A 17,185-nucleotide genomic window follows, 5' to 3' on the forward strand; every position below is an offset into this window, starting at 1 on the left:
ATTGAATGTTTTTTGAAATTGTGTTTCACTCTGTGAAACCTACAGCATGAAGCACACTACAGATTGCCAAGGAGGCGCGCACACAATGACTAAACAAAACGAATACTCCGTCCGCGAATCGCTTACAGTTGGCAGTAAGCAATTTGCTTACTACCGTCTGGGCGGATTGGAAGAGCAAGGCCTAGGTAAGATCTCGAAGCTCCCTTATTCCATTAGGGTGCTGCTCGAAGCTGCAGTTCGTCAATTCGACGGCCGCGCAATTACGAAAGAACATGTGAAGAAGCTGGCAACTTGGGCTGACGGCCGCGAGGACAAAGAAATTCCTTTCATTCCGGCACGTATCGTTCTTCAAGACTTTACAGGCGTACCGGTTGTAGTTGACCTTGCTGCAATGCGCGACACGGTGAAGAAATCCGGCGGCGACCCGAAACAAATCAACCCGCTCGTACCGGTTGACCTTGTAATCGACCACTCCGTTATGGTTGATGCTTTCGGTACACCAGAAGCGCTTGAGTACAACATGGACATCGAATTCAAACGTAACGAAGAGCGTTACCGTTTCCTTCGCTGGGCACAAACAGCGTTCGATAACTTCCGCGCGGTTCCACCGGGTACAGGTATCGTTCACCAAGTTAACCTGGAGTACCTTGCTTCCGTAGCAGCTACGAAGACTATTGACGGCGAAACTGTTGTATATCCGGATTCCCTCGTAGGTACGGACTCCCATACAACAATGATCAACGGTCTTGGCGTAGTCGGCTGGGGCGTTGGAGGTATCGAGGCAGAAGCAGGTATGCTTGGCCAACCGCTTTACTTCGTAATGCCTGAAGTTATCGGCTTCCGTCTGACTGGCAGCCTTGCAGAAGGCTCAACTGCAACTGACCTTGCACTGACAGTTACACAATTGCTTCGTAAGAAAGGCGTTGTCGGCAAGTTCGTCGAGTTCTTCGGCCCTGGCCTTTCCAACATCAGCCTTGCTGACCGTGCAACAGTTGCCAACATGGCTCCTGAGTACGGCGCAACTGTCGGCTTCTTCCCAGTTGACAGCGAAACGATCAACTTCCTTCACCAAACAGGCCGCGACGAAGACCAAATCGCGCTTGTTGAAGCGTACTATAAAGCACAAGACATGTTCCGCACAGACGATACGCCGGAGCCTGTATTCTCTGACATCGTCGAGCTGGATCTGTCGACAATCGTTCCTTCCCTTGCTGGTCCGAAGCGTCCGCAAGACCGCGTTGAGCTGACGAACATGAAAGAAGCTTTCAACAGCATCACACGCACTCCGATCGACAAAGGCGGCTACGGCTTGTCCGACGAGAAAATCGCTGAGCAGGTTGAAGTTAAACACGCGAACGGCGAAGTAACGAAGATGGGTACTGGCGCGGTTGTTATCGCGGCAATCACTTCGTGTACGAATACTTCGAACCCAAGCGTAATGCTCGGCGCAGCGCTTGTTGCGAAGAAAGCAGTAGAGCGCGGCCTGAAGAAGCCCGCTTACGTGAAGAGCTCCCTGACACCAGGTTCCCTGGTCGTTACAGAGTACTTGAAGCGTGCAAACCTGCTTGAATCGCTTGAAGCACTTGGCTTCCACGTTGCAGGCTACGGCTGCGCAACATGTATCGGTAACTCCGGTCCGCTTCCAGACGAAGTAAGCCAAGCGATCGCAGACAACGATATGACGGTTGCAGCAGTGCTGTCCGGTAACCGTAACTTCGAAGGCCGCGTTCACGCTCAAGTAAAAGCAAACTACCTGGCATCGCCACCGCTTGTCGTTGCATACGCACTGGCAGGAACAGTGAACATTGACCTGTCCACTGAACCAATCGGCTACGACAGCAAGAACGAGCCTGTATACCTGAAAGACATCTGGCCTACGTCCAAAGAAATCGCTGACACAATCGCAGCAGCAATGGGTCCTGACATGTTCCGCGACAAATACGCGAACGTGTTCACGCAGAACGAGCGTTGGAACGCAATCGACGTGCCAACTGGCGAGAGCTACGAGTGGGATGACAAATCCACTTACATTCAGAACCCGCCGTTCTTCGAAGGTCTTGGCGCTGACATTGGCGATATCGCTGATATCAAAGGCTCCAGCGTACTGGCGCTTCTCGGCGATTCCGTTACGACTGACCATATCTCGCCTGCCGGTAACATCAAGACAGACAGCCCAGCTGGCGAATACTTGATCAAGCATGGCGTTGACAAAGTAGACTTCAACTCCTACGGTTCCCGCCGTGGTAACCACGAAGTCATGATGCGCGGTACGTTCGCGAACATCCGTATCCGGAACCAAGTGGCTCCTGGCACGGAAGGCGGCGTAACGACTTACCTGCCTACTGGCGAAGTTGAGTCCATCTACGACGCTTCGATGAAGTACCAAGAGAACGGCAAGAACCTTGTCGTAATCGCAGGTAAAGAGTACGGAACAGGCAGCTCCCGTGACTGGGCAGCTAAAGGAACGTTCCTCCTCGGCGTGAAAGCTGTTATTGCTGAGAGCTTCGAGCGTATTCACCGTTCCAACCTTGTCGGTATGGGCGTACTGCCTCTGCAATTCACAGAGGGCCAAAGTTGGAAATCCCTTAACATCACAGGCCGTGAAACATTCGACATCGTAGGTCTCAGCAACGGTGTACAACCAGGCCAAGTCGTGAAAGTCATCGCAACTCGCGAAGACGGCACATCGTTCGAGTTCTCGGCGGCTGTACGTCTTGACTCCATGGTGGACGTGGACTACTACCGTAACAGCGGTATCCTCCAAACGGTTCTTCGCCAAATGATCGCAGCGAACGCGAGCAAATAATAATCATCATTGCAAGCAGCAACGTTATAAAGCGGGTCTCCACCTTGGAGGCCCGCTTTTTTTTGTGAAACGTTAGCTGCTGCCGTCAGAGGACGGCGACAGCCGTTTACACATCCGTGAACCGTTAGCCTTTACCGTCAGAGGATCGTGCCCTACCGTTTGCACGTTATATATTCAAATATGCTGTTCCGGCTTCGGACGCAGCTTCGCCAAGCTTACCAGCATCTTCATAAAATTCGTAGTGTACTTATCAGCGGAGAAGTTCAGCTTCATATGCCGCTCAGCATTCTTGCGAATGGATTTGCGCAGTGGAGCATCGTGCATGAGCGACTCCGCTTCCTTGACGGCCTGATCCAGATTGCCGCGGGCATACAGCTTGCCGGTCACGTTATGGATCATAAATCTGCGGATGCCGTCAGAATCTGTGGTGAGCACCGGGCAGCGGCAGAGCATCGCTTCCGCGACTGCATAGCCGAACCCTTCCAGAATAGAGGTGGAGCACAGCAGCCCTCCCGAATCGCCGATTACAGAGAAATAGTCTGCAATCTGCTCGTGGGGGATGTTGGAGTAGGTGATGAGTTTATTTTGCAGCTGCAGCCCGCTCACCCATCTGTCGAAGTGCTCCTTCTCAGCGGGATCATTCAGTGTCGCATCTCCGAAAATCCACAAGTAGCTCTCCGGAAATTTGTTCAGCAGCCTCGAGCCGATGAGCAGAAACTCCCGCCAGTTCTTATTCGCTTCAATACGGCCGACCCAGCCGATAACCGGAAATGGCTTTATTGGATAGGAGCTGTAACCGAAATTCTCCGTATCCAGCGGATCATCGAAGGAGTAATGCGGAATGTCGTTCATGTGCTTCGTCAGCAGCTCCTGTAGATGGTTCGTCTTCGGATAGAGCAAGGCGTCTGCGTTCTGCAGCACACGAGGCGAAATATCCTTCAGCACCGCGTTCGCTGTCTGCATCGTGCCGAGACCTTGAATCTCGAATATCATATGCCCTTTGTAGCCAGCCTTGCGGATGGTGAGCAGCATGAGGACATCCGTACATACGATGATGGCATCGTAGTTATGCCGCATGACATGCCGCCCAATCTCCGCTTCGTCGCTGATGACAAAGTTCGGAATATCTTTAATGTTCTTGCGCCCTTCGCCGTCGTAGTTATAGAGCAGATGGCACTCTACCCCGATTTTCATCAGCGCTTTGCACCGGATCCGGTTCAGTGTCTCCATGCCGCCGCTTGGATTGTAGAAGGTGAATAGTAGCTTCATCCCGAACCCATCACCCCTGCAAAATGCTCCTTCAAATAGTTCACGAGACTCTGCGTGCGGAACAGTTCGTCGTGCAAGCCTTCCTTCGGGCTAAACGTGCTGACGAAGCGGTATCCAAGCTGGCTGTGATCTGCCGTATAGTAGTTGGACATGATAAGCGGCGGAGCCTTCTCCAGCTCATTAAACAGAACTGTAAGATCCATGACGTCCAGGAACAATAGATCGCCGGGCACGAAGCAGTACGGGGTCTGCACCATTTGAACGGCATGGAATAACGATGTTTCGACAGCGGCATGCGGGAACCATTTGAAGTCCGTCGACGGATGCGAAATGCTGGACAAATCCGCAGTCACGCGCATATCCGGCGACAGATCAATAATGTAGCATGTATAGTTACTGAAGGTCTGCTCATACAGGTTCTCGAGACGCTCGATCGCCTTCGCGCCAGATTCCTTCAGCGGCAATAGCACGGTAATGGATGGAGGAATACCTCTGCGCATCCGGGCCTGATGTCTGGCCAGATGATACGCATACCGCCACTTGCGGTGCGCAGCGGTGTCTTGCAGCGCAGCTGACACGCTGAACGTTGAATTGACACGGTAGTCCATAAGCTCTACCGGGATATACTTCATCTCACAGTGCTCCGTAAGGCGAAGCCAATAGTCGTAATCCTCTACAGGCGCAAGCCCGTAGCCGTCAATTTGCTTGGCGCAAGCTGCCTTGTACATGAAGGATACACCGACAATGGACGTGTCGAGCAGCTTCACTTTCGGCTGCGATTGATACTGCCGCTGAGTCGCTAGCTGCTGTTCGCTATTTAGCGGCCTCCCTTCGTTATCAACCGATTGGAAGGAGCTATATACAAGTCCAAGCTCGGATGGCCCTTTGACCAGCGCATTCCGCAGTGTCTCCAGAAACCTCGGATAGTACATGTTGTCGCTGGAAACCCATGTTAGATATTCAATGCCTGGCATGCTGTACAGCTGCGCAAAGCCCGTATTCAGCGCCGTTGCGACGCCTTGATTGAAGGTATGCGAAACGATTTGGACGCGGCTGTCGCTTTGAATGAGCTCCCTAATTAACGGCTCCATCTCCGGCGCGCCGTCGATGACAATAATTAGCTTGAATTTCTGGAACGTCTGCCCCAGAACGGATTCCAACGCTGCCGTAAGGAAGGCCGGCTTCTGTTTATATACAGGCATAACAACTCCTAAATCGACCATACTGTCACTCCTTCCGCTGCTCCATCCTAGTACTATTGTATTGGCATGACAGGAGTTTGCTTGTGCGGCTATCCCTTGAGGCGCATGCCTTTTCATGAAAAAAAGGAGCTAACGGCATTCCGTTAAGCTCCTTCGTTTCTCGAGGGCTCCATCAACTAAACAATTGGTGTCGAGAAGGCAGTAATCTCCATCCAATCAGCTACTTTAATATTCTGTCCGGGAACAAGGTTTCCGAACTCGTCCAATCCGAATACAGAGAAAGCAACCTCTGAAAGAATCCCTGATTGATCCAGCTGCACTTCCCAAGCAAGGTCTCCTGCAATACTAAACTCACGAGTATCGCTTGAGTGGCCTGCCAGATTAAAGCCAGTCACATAAACAAGCGTCAACGTATTCGTATCTGGCGGAACAACATAGACTTCCAACAGTACTAGAATCGGAGTTGAGGTAATGTTACGCGTATTGACGGCGACGGTCGATGCAGCAGTACCAAACGAGCGCGTGTTCGTCACCAATCCAGTTGTAAAAGGCATGTCTTTCACCTCCTATATATATATTAATTACATTTTATTCCAAATAAACCTCGAAGTTCGGGATGAATCTTCTTCTTACTCAGCCTATTTTCTATCAACGAGGATAGGAGTACACGCTATTCCATGGGTAGCTTCGTAGAATACGATATAGACAAATGGATCAGGAGGTTTTCTAAGTTGACTAATTTCAACTTTCAGGTAACACCTGTAGGACCGCCTAAATTCGAACCAAGCGTAGCTGTCAATCTGCTTATCCCCGGCATAATGCTTTCGGTTGCAGTCGATACCACATCAGGTCCCCCGTTGATTGGTCTGTACCGCTCGATAGACGGAGGGTTCAGCTGGGCAAACAGCCTGCTTCCTCTCCCGCCCGGCTATACCGGTGCAGAGGCTCCAGTCGTTGCGTATGGATTCCCGAGCATTTTTATCGTATCGGCTCACGTGTTCCCGGGCGCAGAGGGCGGTACAACGGTCGTCTACAAATCGTTCGACAATGGCGCAACCTTCAGTGCGCCTCAGATCGTTGCCCCCGGCTATGGCGTCTACATCAACAATGATGAAACGAACTGCACTGTCGACACATCGCAATCAAGCCCTTATCTCGGCAATATGTACGTCACCTATAACCACCAGTTCAACGTGGTTAATGGAGGCAACTCCACAGCGATGCTTAACCGCTCCAGAGACAATGGCGCCACTTGGGATCAGGCTGTGTTGCTGTCGAGCGAAGTTGATCAAGTCGAACGGCCCGATATTACGGTAGATCTTGTAGGTGTTGTTGATGTCGCCTATGTCACAGTCGATCCAAGCTTCAACTTCATCGTTCGGCAATCGATGGACGGTGGCACCACCTTCGTCAACGGTGTCGTCGTCTCCAACGTCGTTCCCGTTCCTACACCGCTTCCCGTACCAGGGTGGGACTTCCGCGTACTCACCTTCGCCAATATTTCCACCGACCGATCGGTAGGTCCATTCACGAACCAAGCGTACGCGGTGTGGCAGGATAACCGGCTTGGCTATGCAGATATCTTCATGTCGAAGCGCGCGCCTGACACGAATAGCTGGTCGACGCCTGTCAGTATTACAGGCGCTCCTGCCGGAACACAAAACTTCTTCCCAGCCATTGATGTCGATCCGCTAACGGGAGTCGTCAATATCATCTATTACAGCAACCAAATTACGCAAACTCTCCTCGATGTGTATGTAGCAAGGTCGATTAATGGAGGCGCTACCTTCACAAACACACGAATTACGAACGCCTCGTTCAACCCCAACGCCAGCAGTCCAACCCCTGTTCCACTAATCGGCGACTATATTGATATCGTTAGCGTCCCTCCCGGCGGCTACATCGGTGTGTGGATGGATACTTCGCCAGGTACGTTCTGTATCTTCGCTGGTTACTCTGATGTAATCATCACTCCGTAGTCCATGCAGGTGAACGCAAAATAAAGCCGCCAACAGGTTGAACCTGCTGGCGGCTTTATGCTTAGAAATTCAATTATGGCTGTTTGCTCGGTGAGACGTATGCAGAAATATCAACGTTTAAGCTATCCGCAAGAAGGTGACCCAGCGCTGCGTCTGCACGGTAGAAGTTGCAGATCGCAAGCAGCTGCGTGCGCTCCGAGACGGCCCTAAGATCATTCGTCAGATTCTTAATGACCGCAGCCTGCTCCTGCTCCGAGTACCGGTTCCAGACGAGACCCGCTTGACCGAAGTTATTCGGCTTGTCGATGACCTGGCGAACAGAAGCGGCTCCATCTAGGATCGTATAAGAAGGTTCAACATAAGTAACGGTGGAGAAACGAACGAACACCGGTGTCTCTTGACCCGCATGCTGGAGAAAAGCAGCCTTCGTATACCGCTTCATGCTGTTTGCTACTTTGAACACACCGTGCGCCCCGGCGCCACGGGCGTGTACGACACGCTCCGGCACGCGTTCCCGGTCGAAGTGCGCGAGCTTCTCCAGCAGCTGATAGTCCTCCAGAAGGGTAGGTCCATGCTGCCCTGCTGTGCGGGAGCTCTGATTGTTGCCGATCGGAACTCCTTGATTCGTCGTTAGTCTGTTCATGTTCGTCCTCATCGTGATGATCTTATTTATAATAATTATAAACTAGGTGTAAGAGGATCTTATTACAAGTGAGAAATATTGACAACACTTATTTGTAATAATTATAAAATAATAAACACGAAAAAGAGCCGTGCTACCGCTTGGGCAATATGCAGCGACGAATGCTGCATGCAGATGCCTGAGGCTGGAAGCTCGACTCTTTTATATTGTTTGTTTTTATTTCAGCATGACGCCCAGGCGGCGCGATGCCTCCATGACAGCCGGCGCTTGCGAGCGCATAATCTCCTGCGTGAATCGGTTCGCCGGTCCCGAGACGGACAACGCGGCAACGAGCTTGCCTGTACGCGAGAAGACTGGCGCTGCGACCGCCGCAGCTCCCTGCTCGCGCTCCTCGACGCTCGTCGCGTAGCCGAGACGACACCAATCCTCCAGCTGCTCACGGTACAGCTGCCGGTCGAAGTTCGACGGCCAGGATGGATCCAGAAGCAGCTCCTCACGCTTTGTCGGCTCCTCGAAGGCGATAAGCACCTTGCTGGAGGCTCCGACATAGAGTGGCAGCCTCACACCGATCGGGGCGACGCGGCGGATTGCCTGCACGCTCTGCACCGCTTGAATACGAATCCGCTCATTGCCATCACGCAGATAGAGACTAATCGTCTCGCCGAGCATGTCGCGCAGACGCTCCATTTCCGGCAGGCCAATGACAGCCGGATCATCAGCACCCGACATATTCGCCGACAGTTCCCAAATTCGCAGACCCAGCCGGTACCGTTCCGATGCCGGGTCACGCACGACGAAGCCGCGTTCCTCTAGCGTGCTCAGCATCCGGTGAACAGTGCTCTTATGCAGTCCGACATTATCCGCAATCTCCGTCATCGCCCATTCTTTCTTGGCGGTGAAGCAAAGCAGTATATCAAGCGCTCGTTCGACGGCACGTACAGTCGATTTTCCATCCTCCGCCATAGGCTCGATCCCTCTTTCAAAAGTTTCACTCAGTGAAACTTGGTTACAGCTAGTATAGCGTAACTGAGTGCTGCGGGTAAAGCATATGGGTATTATTAGACTTATTTTACAGACAGATTACAGAAGTTTAACAAGTCGTCGACATGCATTGACAGGCCGCTACGCTGCGCCATAGGATAGGTATAGAGAACTAATAAAGCGCTTACATTTTATGGGCGGCTCGTTCGCCATTTCATACAAAGAGGGGGCTTCTATCATGAGCACATCATTGACACCGTCGCTACCTGCTGCCGGGGGCTTCGCGCCCGGCTTACTCCCTCCGCTTCTTCCCGCTCCGCAATCGGCTGATTTTGTCGGGGCACGACTCAAGCACACTGCGCTTGCTGTCGTATCGGCGCTTGCCGCGATGCTGCTGCTTGCCGTTGTTGCTTTTCACGGGTATGCCGCGTGGGTCATTGCCCATCCTTACGTGCCCGCGCTCTACTCCAACCCGCAGACGGAGAAAGGGCTCGCTTACAGCGATGTCTCCTTCCCAAGCAAGAGCGGGCGCACTACTGTGCATGGCTGGTATATTCCTTCTGGCGCAGCCTCCGACCGGACGGTCGTCTTCAGCCACGGCTACGGCGCGAACCGCGAGGAAACGTGGGTACCGATGTATGAGCTCGCTTCGCTGCTGCATGGCCTCCACTATAATGTGTTTATGTTTGATTATGGCTACGCTTCGTCCGGCAAACGGACGGCTGCCACAGGCGGGCGGGAAGAATCGAAACAGCTGCTCGCCGCTGTCCAGTATGTACGCTCGCAAGGTGCTGACGAGGTTGTTGTCTGGGGCTTCTCAATGGGCGCAGGAACGGCGCTTCAGGCAGCGCTGCAGACCGACAAAACCGACGGCATCGATGCGATGATTCTCGACAGCTTGTTCCTGCCAAGCTCAGATTCGCTCTACAACAATCTGAAGCAGTACACGGATTTGCCGCGCAATCCATCCGTTCCGCTCATCGAATGGATGCTTCCATTCTTCACCGGATCAAGCTTCAGCCAACTGCCGGTGAAGCAGGTGCTCAGCACCAATTACACGATGCCAATCTTCATTATGCACGGCACCGCAGACTCTATTGCGCCGATCGAGACTGCTGAGAAGATCGCTGCAAGCCAGTATAATTCTCTCTCTCGCGAATGGTACGTCGAAGGCGCGATTCACGAGCTGCTGTTCCGTACGAAACCAAAGGAGTATATCCAGCGCGCAGCGCTGTTCTTAAGCCAGGTCGATGCTGCTCGTAAGTCGACGGAGGCTGCCTAGGCTGCCCGAGAAAGCTTGGATGGTCTAACTCGAACTTGCGCAGCTATCAATATGGACAGAAAGAGGCTCTCCGCTTGGAGGGCCTGGGCCTTATCCTTTAATTGGATAAGGTTTTTCTGATTGAGCGAAAGAAGCTGGTCTGGTGGACTACATTGACGGAATACCGGTGGATTGAACGAAAGAAGCTGGTCTGGTGGACTACATTGACGGGAAACCGGTGGATTGAACGAAAGAAGCTGGTCTGGTGGACTACATTGACGGGAAACCGGTGGATTGAGCGAAAGAAGTTGGTCTGGTGGACTACATTGACGGAATACCGGTGGATTGAGCGAAAGAAGCTGGTCTGGTGGACTACATTGACGGAATACCGGTGGATTGAACGAAAGAAGCTAGTCTGGTGGACTACATTGACTGAAAACCGGTGGATTGAGCGAAAGAAGCTGGTCTGGTGGACTACATTGACGGAAAACCGGTGGATTGAGCGAAAGAAGCTGGTCTGGTGGACTACATTGACGGAATACCGGTGGATTGAACGAAAGAAGCTGGTCTGGTGGACTACATTGACGGAATACCGGTGGATTGAACGAAAGAAGCTGGTCTGGTGGACTACATTGACGGAATACCGGTGGATTGAACGAAAGAAGCTGGTCTGGTGGACTACATTGACGGAATACCGGTGGATTGAACGAAAGAAGCTGGTCTGGTGGACTACATTGACGGAATACCGGTGGATTGAACGAAAGAAGCTAGTCTGGTGGACTACATTGACTGAAAACCGGTGGATTGAGCGAAAGAAGTTGGTCTGGTGGACTACATTGACGGGAAACCGGTGGATTGAGCGAAAGAAGCTAGTCTGGTGGACTACATTGACGGAATACCGGTGGATTGAACGAAAGAAGCTGATGGAGTGGACTACATTGACCAAAAAGAGTCCTCATGGTCACTACTTTATGGGGAAATCAGGGAGGTCGTGTCAGAGAGGGGTACTACGTTCCCCACATATCTACATTTGCGGAACAGCAACCAAATACGCGAAAGTGTATCCCTCAGGGATCTACATTTGTGGATGTTCCACTATAGCAAAAAGACCGACGTTTCATTGAAACGTCGGTTTCTCAAAGAGAAGAGGCTCTCCGCATGGAGAGCCTCTTCTCTTGTACAGCTATTGCTTCAGCAGCGACAGAAACTCCGAACGGAGCGCCGCGCTCGTGCGGAATTCGCCGCGAACAGCCGACGTCACCGTCTTGCTGCCCGTCTTCTTCACGCCGCGTGCGCACATGCACAGATGCTCGCCTTCGACGACAACCATAACACCGTGCGGCTTCAGCACCTCATCCATGATGTTCGCGATCTGCGAAGTGATGCGCTCTTGCACCTGCAGGCGGCGAGTAATCGCCTCAACGAGGCGCGCCAGCTTACTCAGTCCTGCGATCTTGCCGCTCGGGATGTAGCCGATATGCGCTTTGCCGAAGAATGGCGCCATATGATGCTCGCACTGGCTGTAGTAGATAATGTCACGCACGATAACAAGCTCCTCATGCTGCTCATCGAACGTAACGCCGAGCACATCGCGCGGGTCGACTTCGTAGCCCGCGAAGATTTCCTCATACATCCGCGTCACGCGCGCCGGTGTTTCCAGCAGCCCTTCGCGGTCGACATCTTCACCGATCAGGCTCAGAATCTCCCGAATGTGGTGCTCGATCTTTTCCCGATTATCCGAAACGAGGGAATTGACGTAATCCTTCTTGCCCGCCATAGTAACCACCGTCTCCTTTCCATGAGCCCGTAAGGCGGTAACCTTATCTCCGCTTCTTACCGGGATGTTGTTGTTGTTGATTCTTCATCATCTGCTGTGCTTTCTGCATCTGATTATTATTCAAATTGTAGCCCATTTGCTTCGCCATCTTCTTCAGCGCTTCTGGATCGTTCTGCATCTTCTCCAGCTGCTTGCGCAAGTAGTATACGCCGACGAAGAAACCGCCAACAGCGCCAACTATAAGCGTAATGATCGAAATTATAGCCGTCCACATCGTTCTCTCACCTAGCCTTATCTGAAAATGTTCATTTTGCAACCTATCATATCATGAGGACCACATGTTCGCAAACGAGCTTTGCAGCTTGGACGAATACGAGATATACGATGACAAAAGAAGAGGACCCTGCCACCGGCAGGGTCTTCTTACTAGAGCGTTACTAGAGCGCTATAACAGCGAGAGCAGCGCCTCTGCCGTGCTGGCAAGATGCACCTGCCTTTCGACTGCGCCAGCTTCGAACGCCGCCTTCGGCATTCCATAGACGACGGATGACCTCTCATCCTGCCCGAGCGTTCGCGAGCCCCTGCGACGCATGGCGAGAAGCCCTCTCGCTCCGTCAGCGCCCATGCCGGTCAGCAGTACCCCGATGGCACCAGGAGACATTCATTAACTCATTCCCGCTACTATCCCCCGATATAGATCCCTAGGGGATAATCTTGCTCCGACTTCGCCCCATTTCCCCCAATGTAGATCCCTGGAGGACACTCTTTTGCTCTTTTGCTCTTTTGCTCTTTTATTCACTTCATCCTCCCGTTCCCGCCCCACAACAAAAAAGCAGCACAGCGGATCAATCTCCACTGTGCTGCGACGCGAGCCATATTCATCTATTCTTCCAGCTTGAACCGCGCAATCTGATCCTCATACCCTTCGCGGCGCAGAATTTCGAGCTGCTTGCGGCCGATAAGATCATAGTGCGGGAACGGCTGCCTCCGGTGGATGTACGCCGGATCGAGCCCTTGGCTGCGGCACCAGGCCTCGAGCTTCGCTATGTCGCTGCAGCCGACCTTCGTGACGGTTGTGATGCCATCCCACCTCGGCTCATGCCAATAATGCGTGATGAACGCGATCTCTCCGCTCGCAACCCGCTTCTTCCACATGTTCAGCTCTTCACGCTTTATTCCGAATGCGATAGCGTTCACCCCTTAGCGCAGCAGCGCAGGCTCGTTAACTCTAGCCGAGCACCTGCTCAATAAACACCGTTGTATGCTTAGCCAGATCAATCTCGCGGCTTGCGACATTGTCATTCTCCCGTGAGCTCTCGCGCTCGAGGACGCGGACGATCGGTCTGCCCGGCAAGCCGCGATGCTGACCAACAACGATACCGGTCTCCTTCGTCGACAGCTTCACCGAGACTCCGTTCGGATAAACCGACACGATGCGCAGGAAATGCGTCAATAGCTCGTGATCAAGTATCGTCCCGGACATCGCCATCATTCGCTCACACGCATCATGAGGCAGCAGCGGACCACCTTCCGTGCTACCCGTTTGCAACAAATTGTCGTACATATTCGTAACCGCTACGATGCGGGAATAGAGATGAATTTGCTCCCCGACGAGTCCCCGTGGCACACCGCTACCATCCACGTGCTCATGATGCTGGAATGCCACATGAGCAATAAGCAGGCTGAACTCGCGCTTCGCCTTCAAGAGCTCGAAGCCCTTCCAGGTATGACCCTTCGCCCCCACTTCGTCTTCTCCATCGGCTGGCTCAGGATCCGGCTTGCCGACGTCATGCAGCAGCGCACCAATCGCCAGTTCCTTCAGCTGAATTTGGTTCAAATTCATGCCAACGCCGATCAGAGTCGACATCATGCACACATTCATTGCATGAATATACGCCTCATTATCACGTGTGCGAATATCGTTCAGATGAACAAGCACATCCCGGTTGCGGATAACTTCATGCAGCAAATCGTCGACGGTTAAGCTGACTGCGCGGGAGTTGAAGTCTTTGCCGGAGCGGAGCGCTTCCATCGTCTCCGACATCTGCTTGATGATCGCCCGTTTAGTCTCATCCGACAAAATCTCTTCCTGCTCTTCGATATCCTGCATGCTGGCATCTTTAATATAGATATTCGTCACGCCGATACGTTTGAGTGTACTAATCATATAAACGGTCAATTGAACACTCGCCGACAGCAGTACCTGGCCGTTGACCGCATAGATCGTCTTGCCAAGAATATCGCCGGACTCTACTGCTTCCATATCGACATATTTCATGTTGTAGACCTTCTCCCCAAAGATGGTTATATCGATGTCGTATCGTCTGCCAGCGCGTTATCAATCGCTTCTATGACCGCTTCATCACTCTCACGCTGCCGCGCGGAGCGGAGCAGCTCATTCGCCCCTTCGCCGCCAATGCGGCCAAGCGACCAAGCCGCTGTCGCCCGCAGCTCGAAGCGCGGATCGCCCTGCAGCACATCCGCAAGCGCAGGAATAGCGCTCGCGTCCTTGAAATTACCCAGCGCGATAACGGCGTTGCGCTGAATCGGCTTGCGGCCGCGCCACGCCGAGGAGCTCGCGCCGTAGCGCTCCTTGAACTCGCGGTTTCCCATCGCGAGGAGCGGTACAAGCAGCGGCTTCACCTTCTCGTTGTCCGGCACAAGCTCAGGCTGATGCGTCGCATTCTTGCCCTTGTTCTCCGGACAGACGACCTGGCAAGTATCGCAGCCGTACAGCCGGTTGCCGATCTTGCGCATCAGTTCATCGGATACGATCCCTTTCGTTTGCGTGACGAAGGAGATGCACCGCTGCGAATTGAGCTGCCCCGGAGCAACGAGCGCATCCGTTGGACACGCGTCGATGCACGCCGTACAGCTTCCGCAGCTCTCAGTGACTGGTGCATCCGGTGGTATCGGGAGGTTCGTAATCATTTCACCAAGGTAGACATAAGAGCCCCATTCCGGCGTTATAATCGAGCAGTTGCTGCCGATCCAGCCAATGCCTGCACGCTCTGCTACGGCACGGTCCGATAGTGCCCCCGTATCAACCATGCTCAGGAAGCGCCCTTCCGGTACGCGTTCGAGCAACCACGCTTCCAAACGGCGAAGCCGCTCCCGCAGCACCGAATGATAATCCTCGCCCCAGGCGGAGCGCGAAATAATGCCCCGTCTCGCACCAGGCTCCGACTTCGGCGGGTCCTGCAGCTTCGACGGATAAGCTATCGCAATCGCAATAATTGATTCCGGATCGTCAAACAGCAGCTCCGGCTCCGTCCGTTTCGCGAGGTCCGACTCCTCGAAGCCAGACTCATAGCCAAGCTCCCGATGCCGCTCGAGCCGCTCTCGCAGCTGAGTGAATGGCGCAGCAGAAGCGACGCCGATCTTATCTATGCCAAGCTCCGCAGCAGCAGCCTTCATATCCTCTTTTAACTGATTCCAATCCAAGCTGCTATCCAAGCAAGAAGCCTCCTGTTACAAATGGTTTAACCTCGCGATCGGCCAAATTATCAAATCTGCCCGTCCGATAATCGAAGAGCGCGGCACTGCATGGAACGAGCGACTGTCTCTACTCGCCTTTGCATGCCTGTTATCGCCCATCACGAAATAATGGTCTGCATTGATTTTATCCGGACCGTAATCGAGATCTTCAATTTCCGTATCGGTGTATGACTCGACGACAAGCTGGCCGTTTCGGTACAGCTGGCCTTCACGAATTTCTATCGTATCTCCAGGCAAGCCGACGATCCGTTTCACCAGAAACTCTTTGCGCCCTTCTCCTTCTGCCGGATCCTTCAAAATGACAACATCGCCAATCGAAGGCGAACCGGTCAGAAACGCGAATTTATTGATGAACAGCCATTCCGACTCGTATAAGGTCGGTTCCATCGACTGTCCTTTCACAGTAGAAAGGTTAAATACAAAAACATGCATGCCAAACACAATAAGAACCGCAATTGCAAGCGTTAGCACCCAACTCCGCAGCTCAGCAACCCATGGAGGACTGTTCCGCTCCTTTTTGGCAGCACGACCTAGCTTGTCCTTCTTGCCTGGTTCTATTGCCGGCCTCTGCCGCTTGGCAGGTGAACCGTTCCGTTTACGCGGCCCAATCGGTGCATCCTCTACAGCCTGAGGCGAATTCGTATCCAATCGCGGACCTTCAACCATCTAATTGCTACACCTCGCCTATTTGTTTGTTCCACGCTTCAAAATAGGCCAAAATTAGCTCGTCGTTGAACGGAGCATGTCCACTCTCAATCCGGCTAAGCAGCGCCTGAAGCCCTTCCATTACTTTTCGGTTAACTTCCTCCGAATAATGATAGGCTACCTTATGCAGCTCGTATTCCTCTTGATCGACGATTTGAGGCTTACCGCCGCGCGGCACAACGACGTCAAGGTCATAATCAATATAGGTGAGCACATCGTTCCGGAAGAACAGAGGTGAAGCGACGTTGCAGTAGTAACGGACGCCATGCTCCTCAAGCAGACCGACCACATTAAACCACTCGCCCGGGATAAAAAAAGAAACCGCCGGGACCCGACTGATCCATTGCTTTCCGTCTGCTTCCTGAATCGGGGTCTGGCGATTAATGAAGACATGCATGCCTTCGGCAGCATGCTCCGGCGCGAGCAGCTCACTCGGCACCTGCCAATTCTCCAGCCACATGCGGTGAAGATGTCCATTATTTTTGAAGCTCTTGATTACACAAGGACGGTATGTTGTCATAAGCGTATTACTCCTAGAGAGGTACTTTCTTACTATAAGAAAAGCATATCTGTTCGCCAAAATCAATGACGCATCAGATATGCTTGTCCATTTCACATATGACTATTAAATATTAGCCGGTCACAATGCTTAATTTCTGGAAAGAACGGAAGAAATCAGTAGCCGCGTATCCAAGCGATTCATAGAGTGAGAGTATTGGCTCGTTATGCTCATCCGCTGTTACTAAAATTTTCGAAACATTGCGTTGTTCAAACTTTCCGCGAAGCGAACCGATCAGCTTCTTGCCGATTCCTTGACGTTGATAGTTCGGATGTACTGCTAGTCGATAGTAATAGCCACGGCCATTATCAATCGTCCCGATAATAATGCCGACGATTTCATCACCGTCAGCAGCGACAAGCACAAGCTCGCTGTCCCAAGACAACTGGCGGGCAAAAGCTTCCATCGTTTGCTCGTAGCATTGCTCCGTCAAAACAGTTTCCAGCAGTTCCGTAACAGGCCGATAATCAGCTAATTGGAAGGATCGAACGTCCATTTCTTTAAG

At 52.6% G+C, this 17,185-nt stretch carries 18 protein-coding genes and 1 pseudogene; 4 read left to right on the top strand and 15 right to left on the bottom strand.

All coding sequences use genetic code 11. The features are described from left to right. Positions 1–85: 85 nt before the first annotated feature. Complete coding sequence (acnA, locus tag BMY11_RS26050) at positions 86–2,806, top strand: aconitate hydratase AcnA (RefSeq protein WP_090582924.1); 2,721 nt, start codon at positions 86–88, stop codon at positions 2,804–2,806. Positions 2,807–2,980: 174 nt separating this feature from the next. Here the strand turns inward: acnA and BMY11_RS26055 are convergent, their stop codons facing one another. The 3 genes from BMY11_RS26055 to BMY11_RS26065 all read right to left on the bottom strand — a co-directional run bounded on the left by BMY11_RS26055 (position 2,981) and on the right by BMY11_RS26065 (position 5,831). Next, positions 2,981–4,075 carry a glycosyltransferase family 4 protein gene (locus tag BMY11_RS26055; protein ID WP_090582926.1) on the bottom strand — a complete coding sequence of 365 codons (1,095 nt, stop codon included), beginning with the start codon at positions 4,073–4,075 and terminating at the stop codon, positions 2,981–2,983. Continuing rightward, positions 4,072–5,298 (bottom strand): glycosyltransferase family 2 protein, encoded by a 1,227-nt coding sequence (locus tag BMY11_RS26060; protein WP_090582929.1) that lies wholly within the window; start codon positions 5,296–5,298, stop codon positions 4,072–4,074. Before BMY11_RS26060 ends, BMY11_RS26055 begins: the two co-directional genes overlap by 4 nt. Before the next feature lie 155 nt (positions 5,299–5,453). Continuing rightward, complete coding sequence (locus BMY11_RS26065) at positions 5,454–5,831, bottom strand: hypothetical protein (protein WP_090582931.1); 378 nt, start codon at positions 5,829–5,831, stop codon at positions 5,454–5,456. 177 nt (positions 5,832–6,008) lie between these two features. On the opposite strand from BMY11_RS26065, the gene BMY11_RS26070 reads away from it, so the two are divergent. Further along, positions 6,009–7,256: a beta propeller repeat protein gene (locus BMY11_RS26070; RefSeq protein ID WP_090582933.1), complete on the top strand. Its 1,248-nt coding sequence runs from the start codon at positions 6,009–6,011 to the stop codon at positions 7,254–7,256. Between the two features lie 73 nt (positions 7,257–7,329). Here the strand turns inward: BMY11_RS26070 and BMY11_RS29540 are convergent, their stop codons facing one another. From BMY11_RS29540 to BMY11_RS26080, 3 genes and pseudogenes are all read right to left on the bottom strand, one after another. Further along, positions 7,330–7,596, bottom strand: a complete 267-nt coding sequence (locus BMY11_RS29540; protein ID WP_371262951.1) for a catalase-related domain-containing protein — start codon at positions 7,594–7,596, stop codon at positions 7,330–7,332. Positions 7,597–7,602: 6 nt separating this feature from the next. Beyond that, positions 7,603–7,899 (bottom strand): annotated as a pseudogene (locus BMY11_RS29545) (catalase); the annotation flags it as partial. 216 nt (positions 7,900–8,115) lie between these two features. After that, positions 8,116–8,862 carry an IclR family transcriptional regulator gene (locus BMY11_RS26080; protein WP_090582937.1) on the bottom strand — a complete coding sequence of 249 codons (747 nt, stop codon included), beginning with the start codon at positions 8,860–8,862 and terminating at the stop codon, positions 8,116–8,118. 256 nt (positions 8,863–9,118) lie between these two features. Between BMY11_RS26080 and BMY11_RS26085 the strand changes: the two genes are divergently transcribed. Further along, complete coding sequence (locus BMY11_RS26085) at positions 9,119–10,162, top strand: alpha/beta hydrolase (protein WP_090582939.1); 1,044 nt, start codon at positions 9,119–9,121, stop codon at positions 10,160–10,162. Between the two features lie 101 nt (positions 10,163–10,263). After that, positions 10,264–11,265 (top strand): hypothetical protein, encoded by a 1,002-nt coding sequence (locus BMY11_RS26090; RefSeq protein ID WP_090582941.1) that lies wholly within the window; start codon positions 10,264–10,266, stop codon positions 11,263–11,265. Between the two features lie 59 nt (positions 11,266–11,324). On the opposite strand, the gene folE is transcribed toward BMY11_RS26090, so the two are convergent. From folE to BMY11_RS26135, 9 genes are all read right to left on the bottom strand, one after another. After that, positions 11,325–11,918, bottom strand: coding sequence for a GTP cyclohydrolase I FolE (folE, locus tag BMY11_RS26095; protein ID WP_090582943.1), 594 nt, complete (start codon positions 11,916–11,918; stop codon positions 11,325–11,327). A 43-nt stretch (positions 11,919–11,961) separates the two neighbouring features. Further along, a complete protein-coding gene (locus BMY11_RS26100) occupies positions 11,962–12,192 on the bottom strand; it encodes a YneF family protein (RefSeq protein WP_090582945.1) in 231 nt (76 codons plus the stop codon). A gap of 171 nt (positions 12,193–12,363) precedes the next feature. Next, positions 12,364–12,579: a chemotaxis protein CheB gene (locus BMY11_RS26105; RefSeq protein ID WP_218150217.1), complete on the bottom strand. Its 216-nt coding sequence runs from the start codon at positions 12,577–12,579 to the stop codon at positions 12,364–12,366. Between the two features lie 221 nt (positions 12,580–12,800). Continuing rightward, a complete protein-coding gene (locus BMY11_RS26110; protein WP_090583005.1) occupies positions 12,801–13,106 on the bottom strand; it encodes a hypothetical protein in 306 nt (101 codons plus the stop codon). A 40-nt stretch (positions 13,107–13,146) separates the two neighbouring features. Further along, positions 13,147–14,196 carry an HD-GYP domain-containing protein gene (locus BMY11_RS26115; RefSeq protein WP_090582947.1) on the bottom strand — a complete coding sequence of 350 codons (1,050 nt, stop codon included), beginning with the start codon at positions 14,194–14,196 and terminating at the stop codon, positions 13,147–13,149. Between the two features lie 26 nt (positions 14,197–14,222). Next, positions 14,223–15,335, bottom strand: a complete 1,113-nt coding sequence (queG, locus tag BMY11_RS26120) for a tRNA epoxyqueuosine(34) reductase QueG (RefSeq protein WP_090583007.1) — start codon at positions 15,333–15,335, stop codon at positions 14,223–14,225. Positions 15,336–15,389: 54 nt separating this feature from the next. Beyond that, a complete protein-coding gene (gene lepB / locus BMY11_RS26125; RefSeq protein WP_090582949.1) occupies positions 15,390–16,082 on the bottom strand; it encodes a signal peptidase I in 693 nt (230 codons plus the stop codon). A 7-nt stretch (positions 16,083–16,089) separates the two neighbouring features. Further along, positions 16,090–16,641: a DUF402 domain-containing protein gene (locus tag BMY11_RS26130; RefSeq protein ID WP_090582951.1), complete on the bottom strand. Its 552-nt coding sequence runs from the start codon at positions 16,639–16,641 to the stop codon at positions 16,090–16,092. A 112-nt stretch (positions 16,642–16,753) separates the two neighbouring features. Further along, the gene (locus tag BMY11_RS26135) at positions 16,754–17,176 is read right to left on the bottom strand and encodes a GNAT family N-acetyltransferase (protein WP_090582953.1); all 423 of its coding nucleotides are present in this window, start codon (positions 17,174–17,176) and stop codon (positions 16,754–16,756) included. Positions 17,177–17,185 lie beyond the last annotated feature (9 nt).

It is taken from the genome of Paenibacillus sp. OV219, assembly GCF_900110075.1.
Classification (GTDB): Bacteria; Bacillota; Bacilli; order Paenibacillales; family Paenibacillaceae; genus Paenibacillus_Z.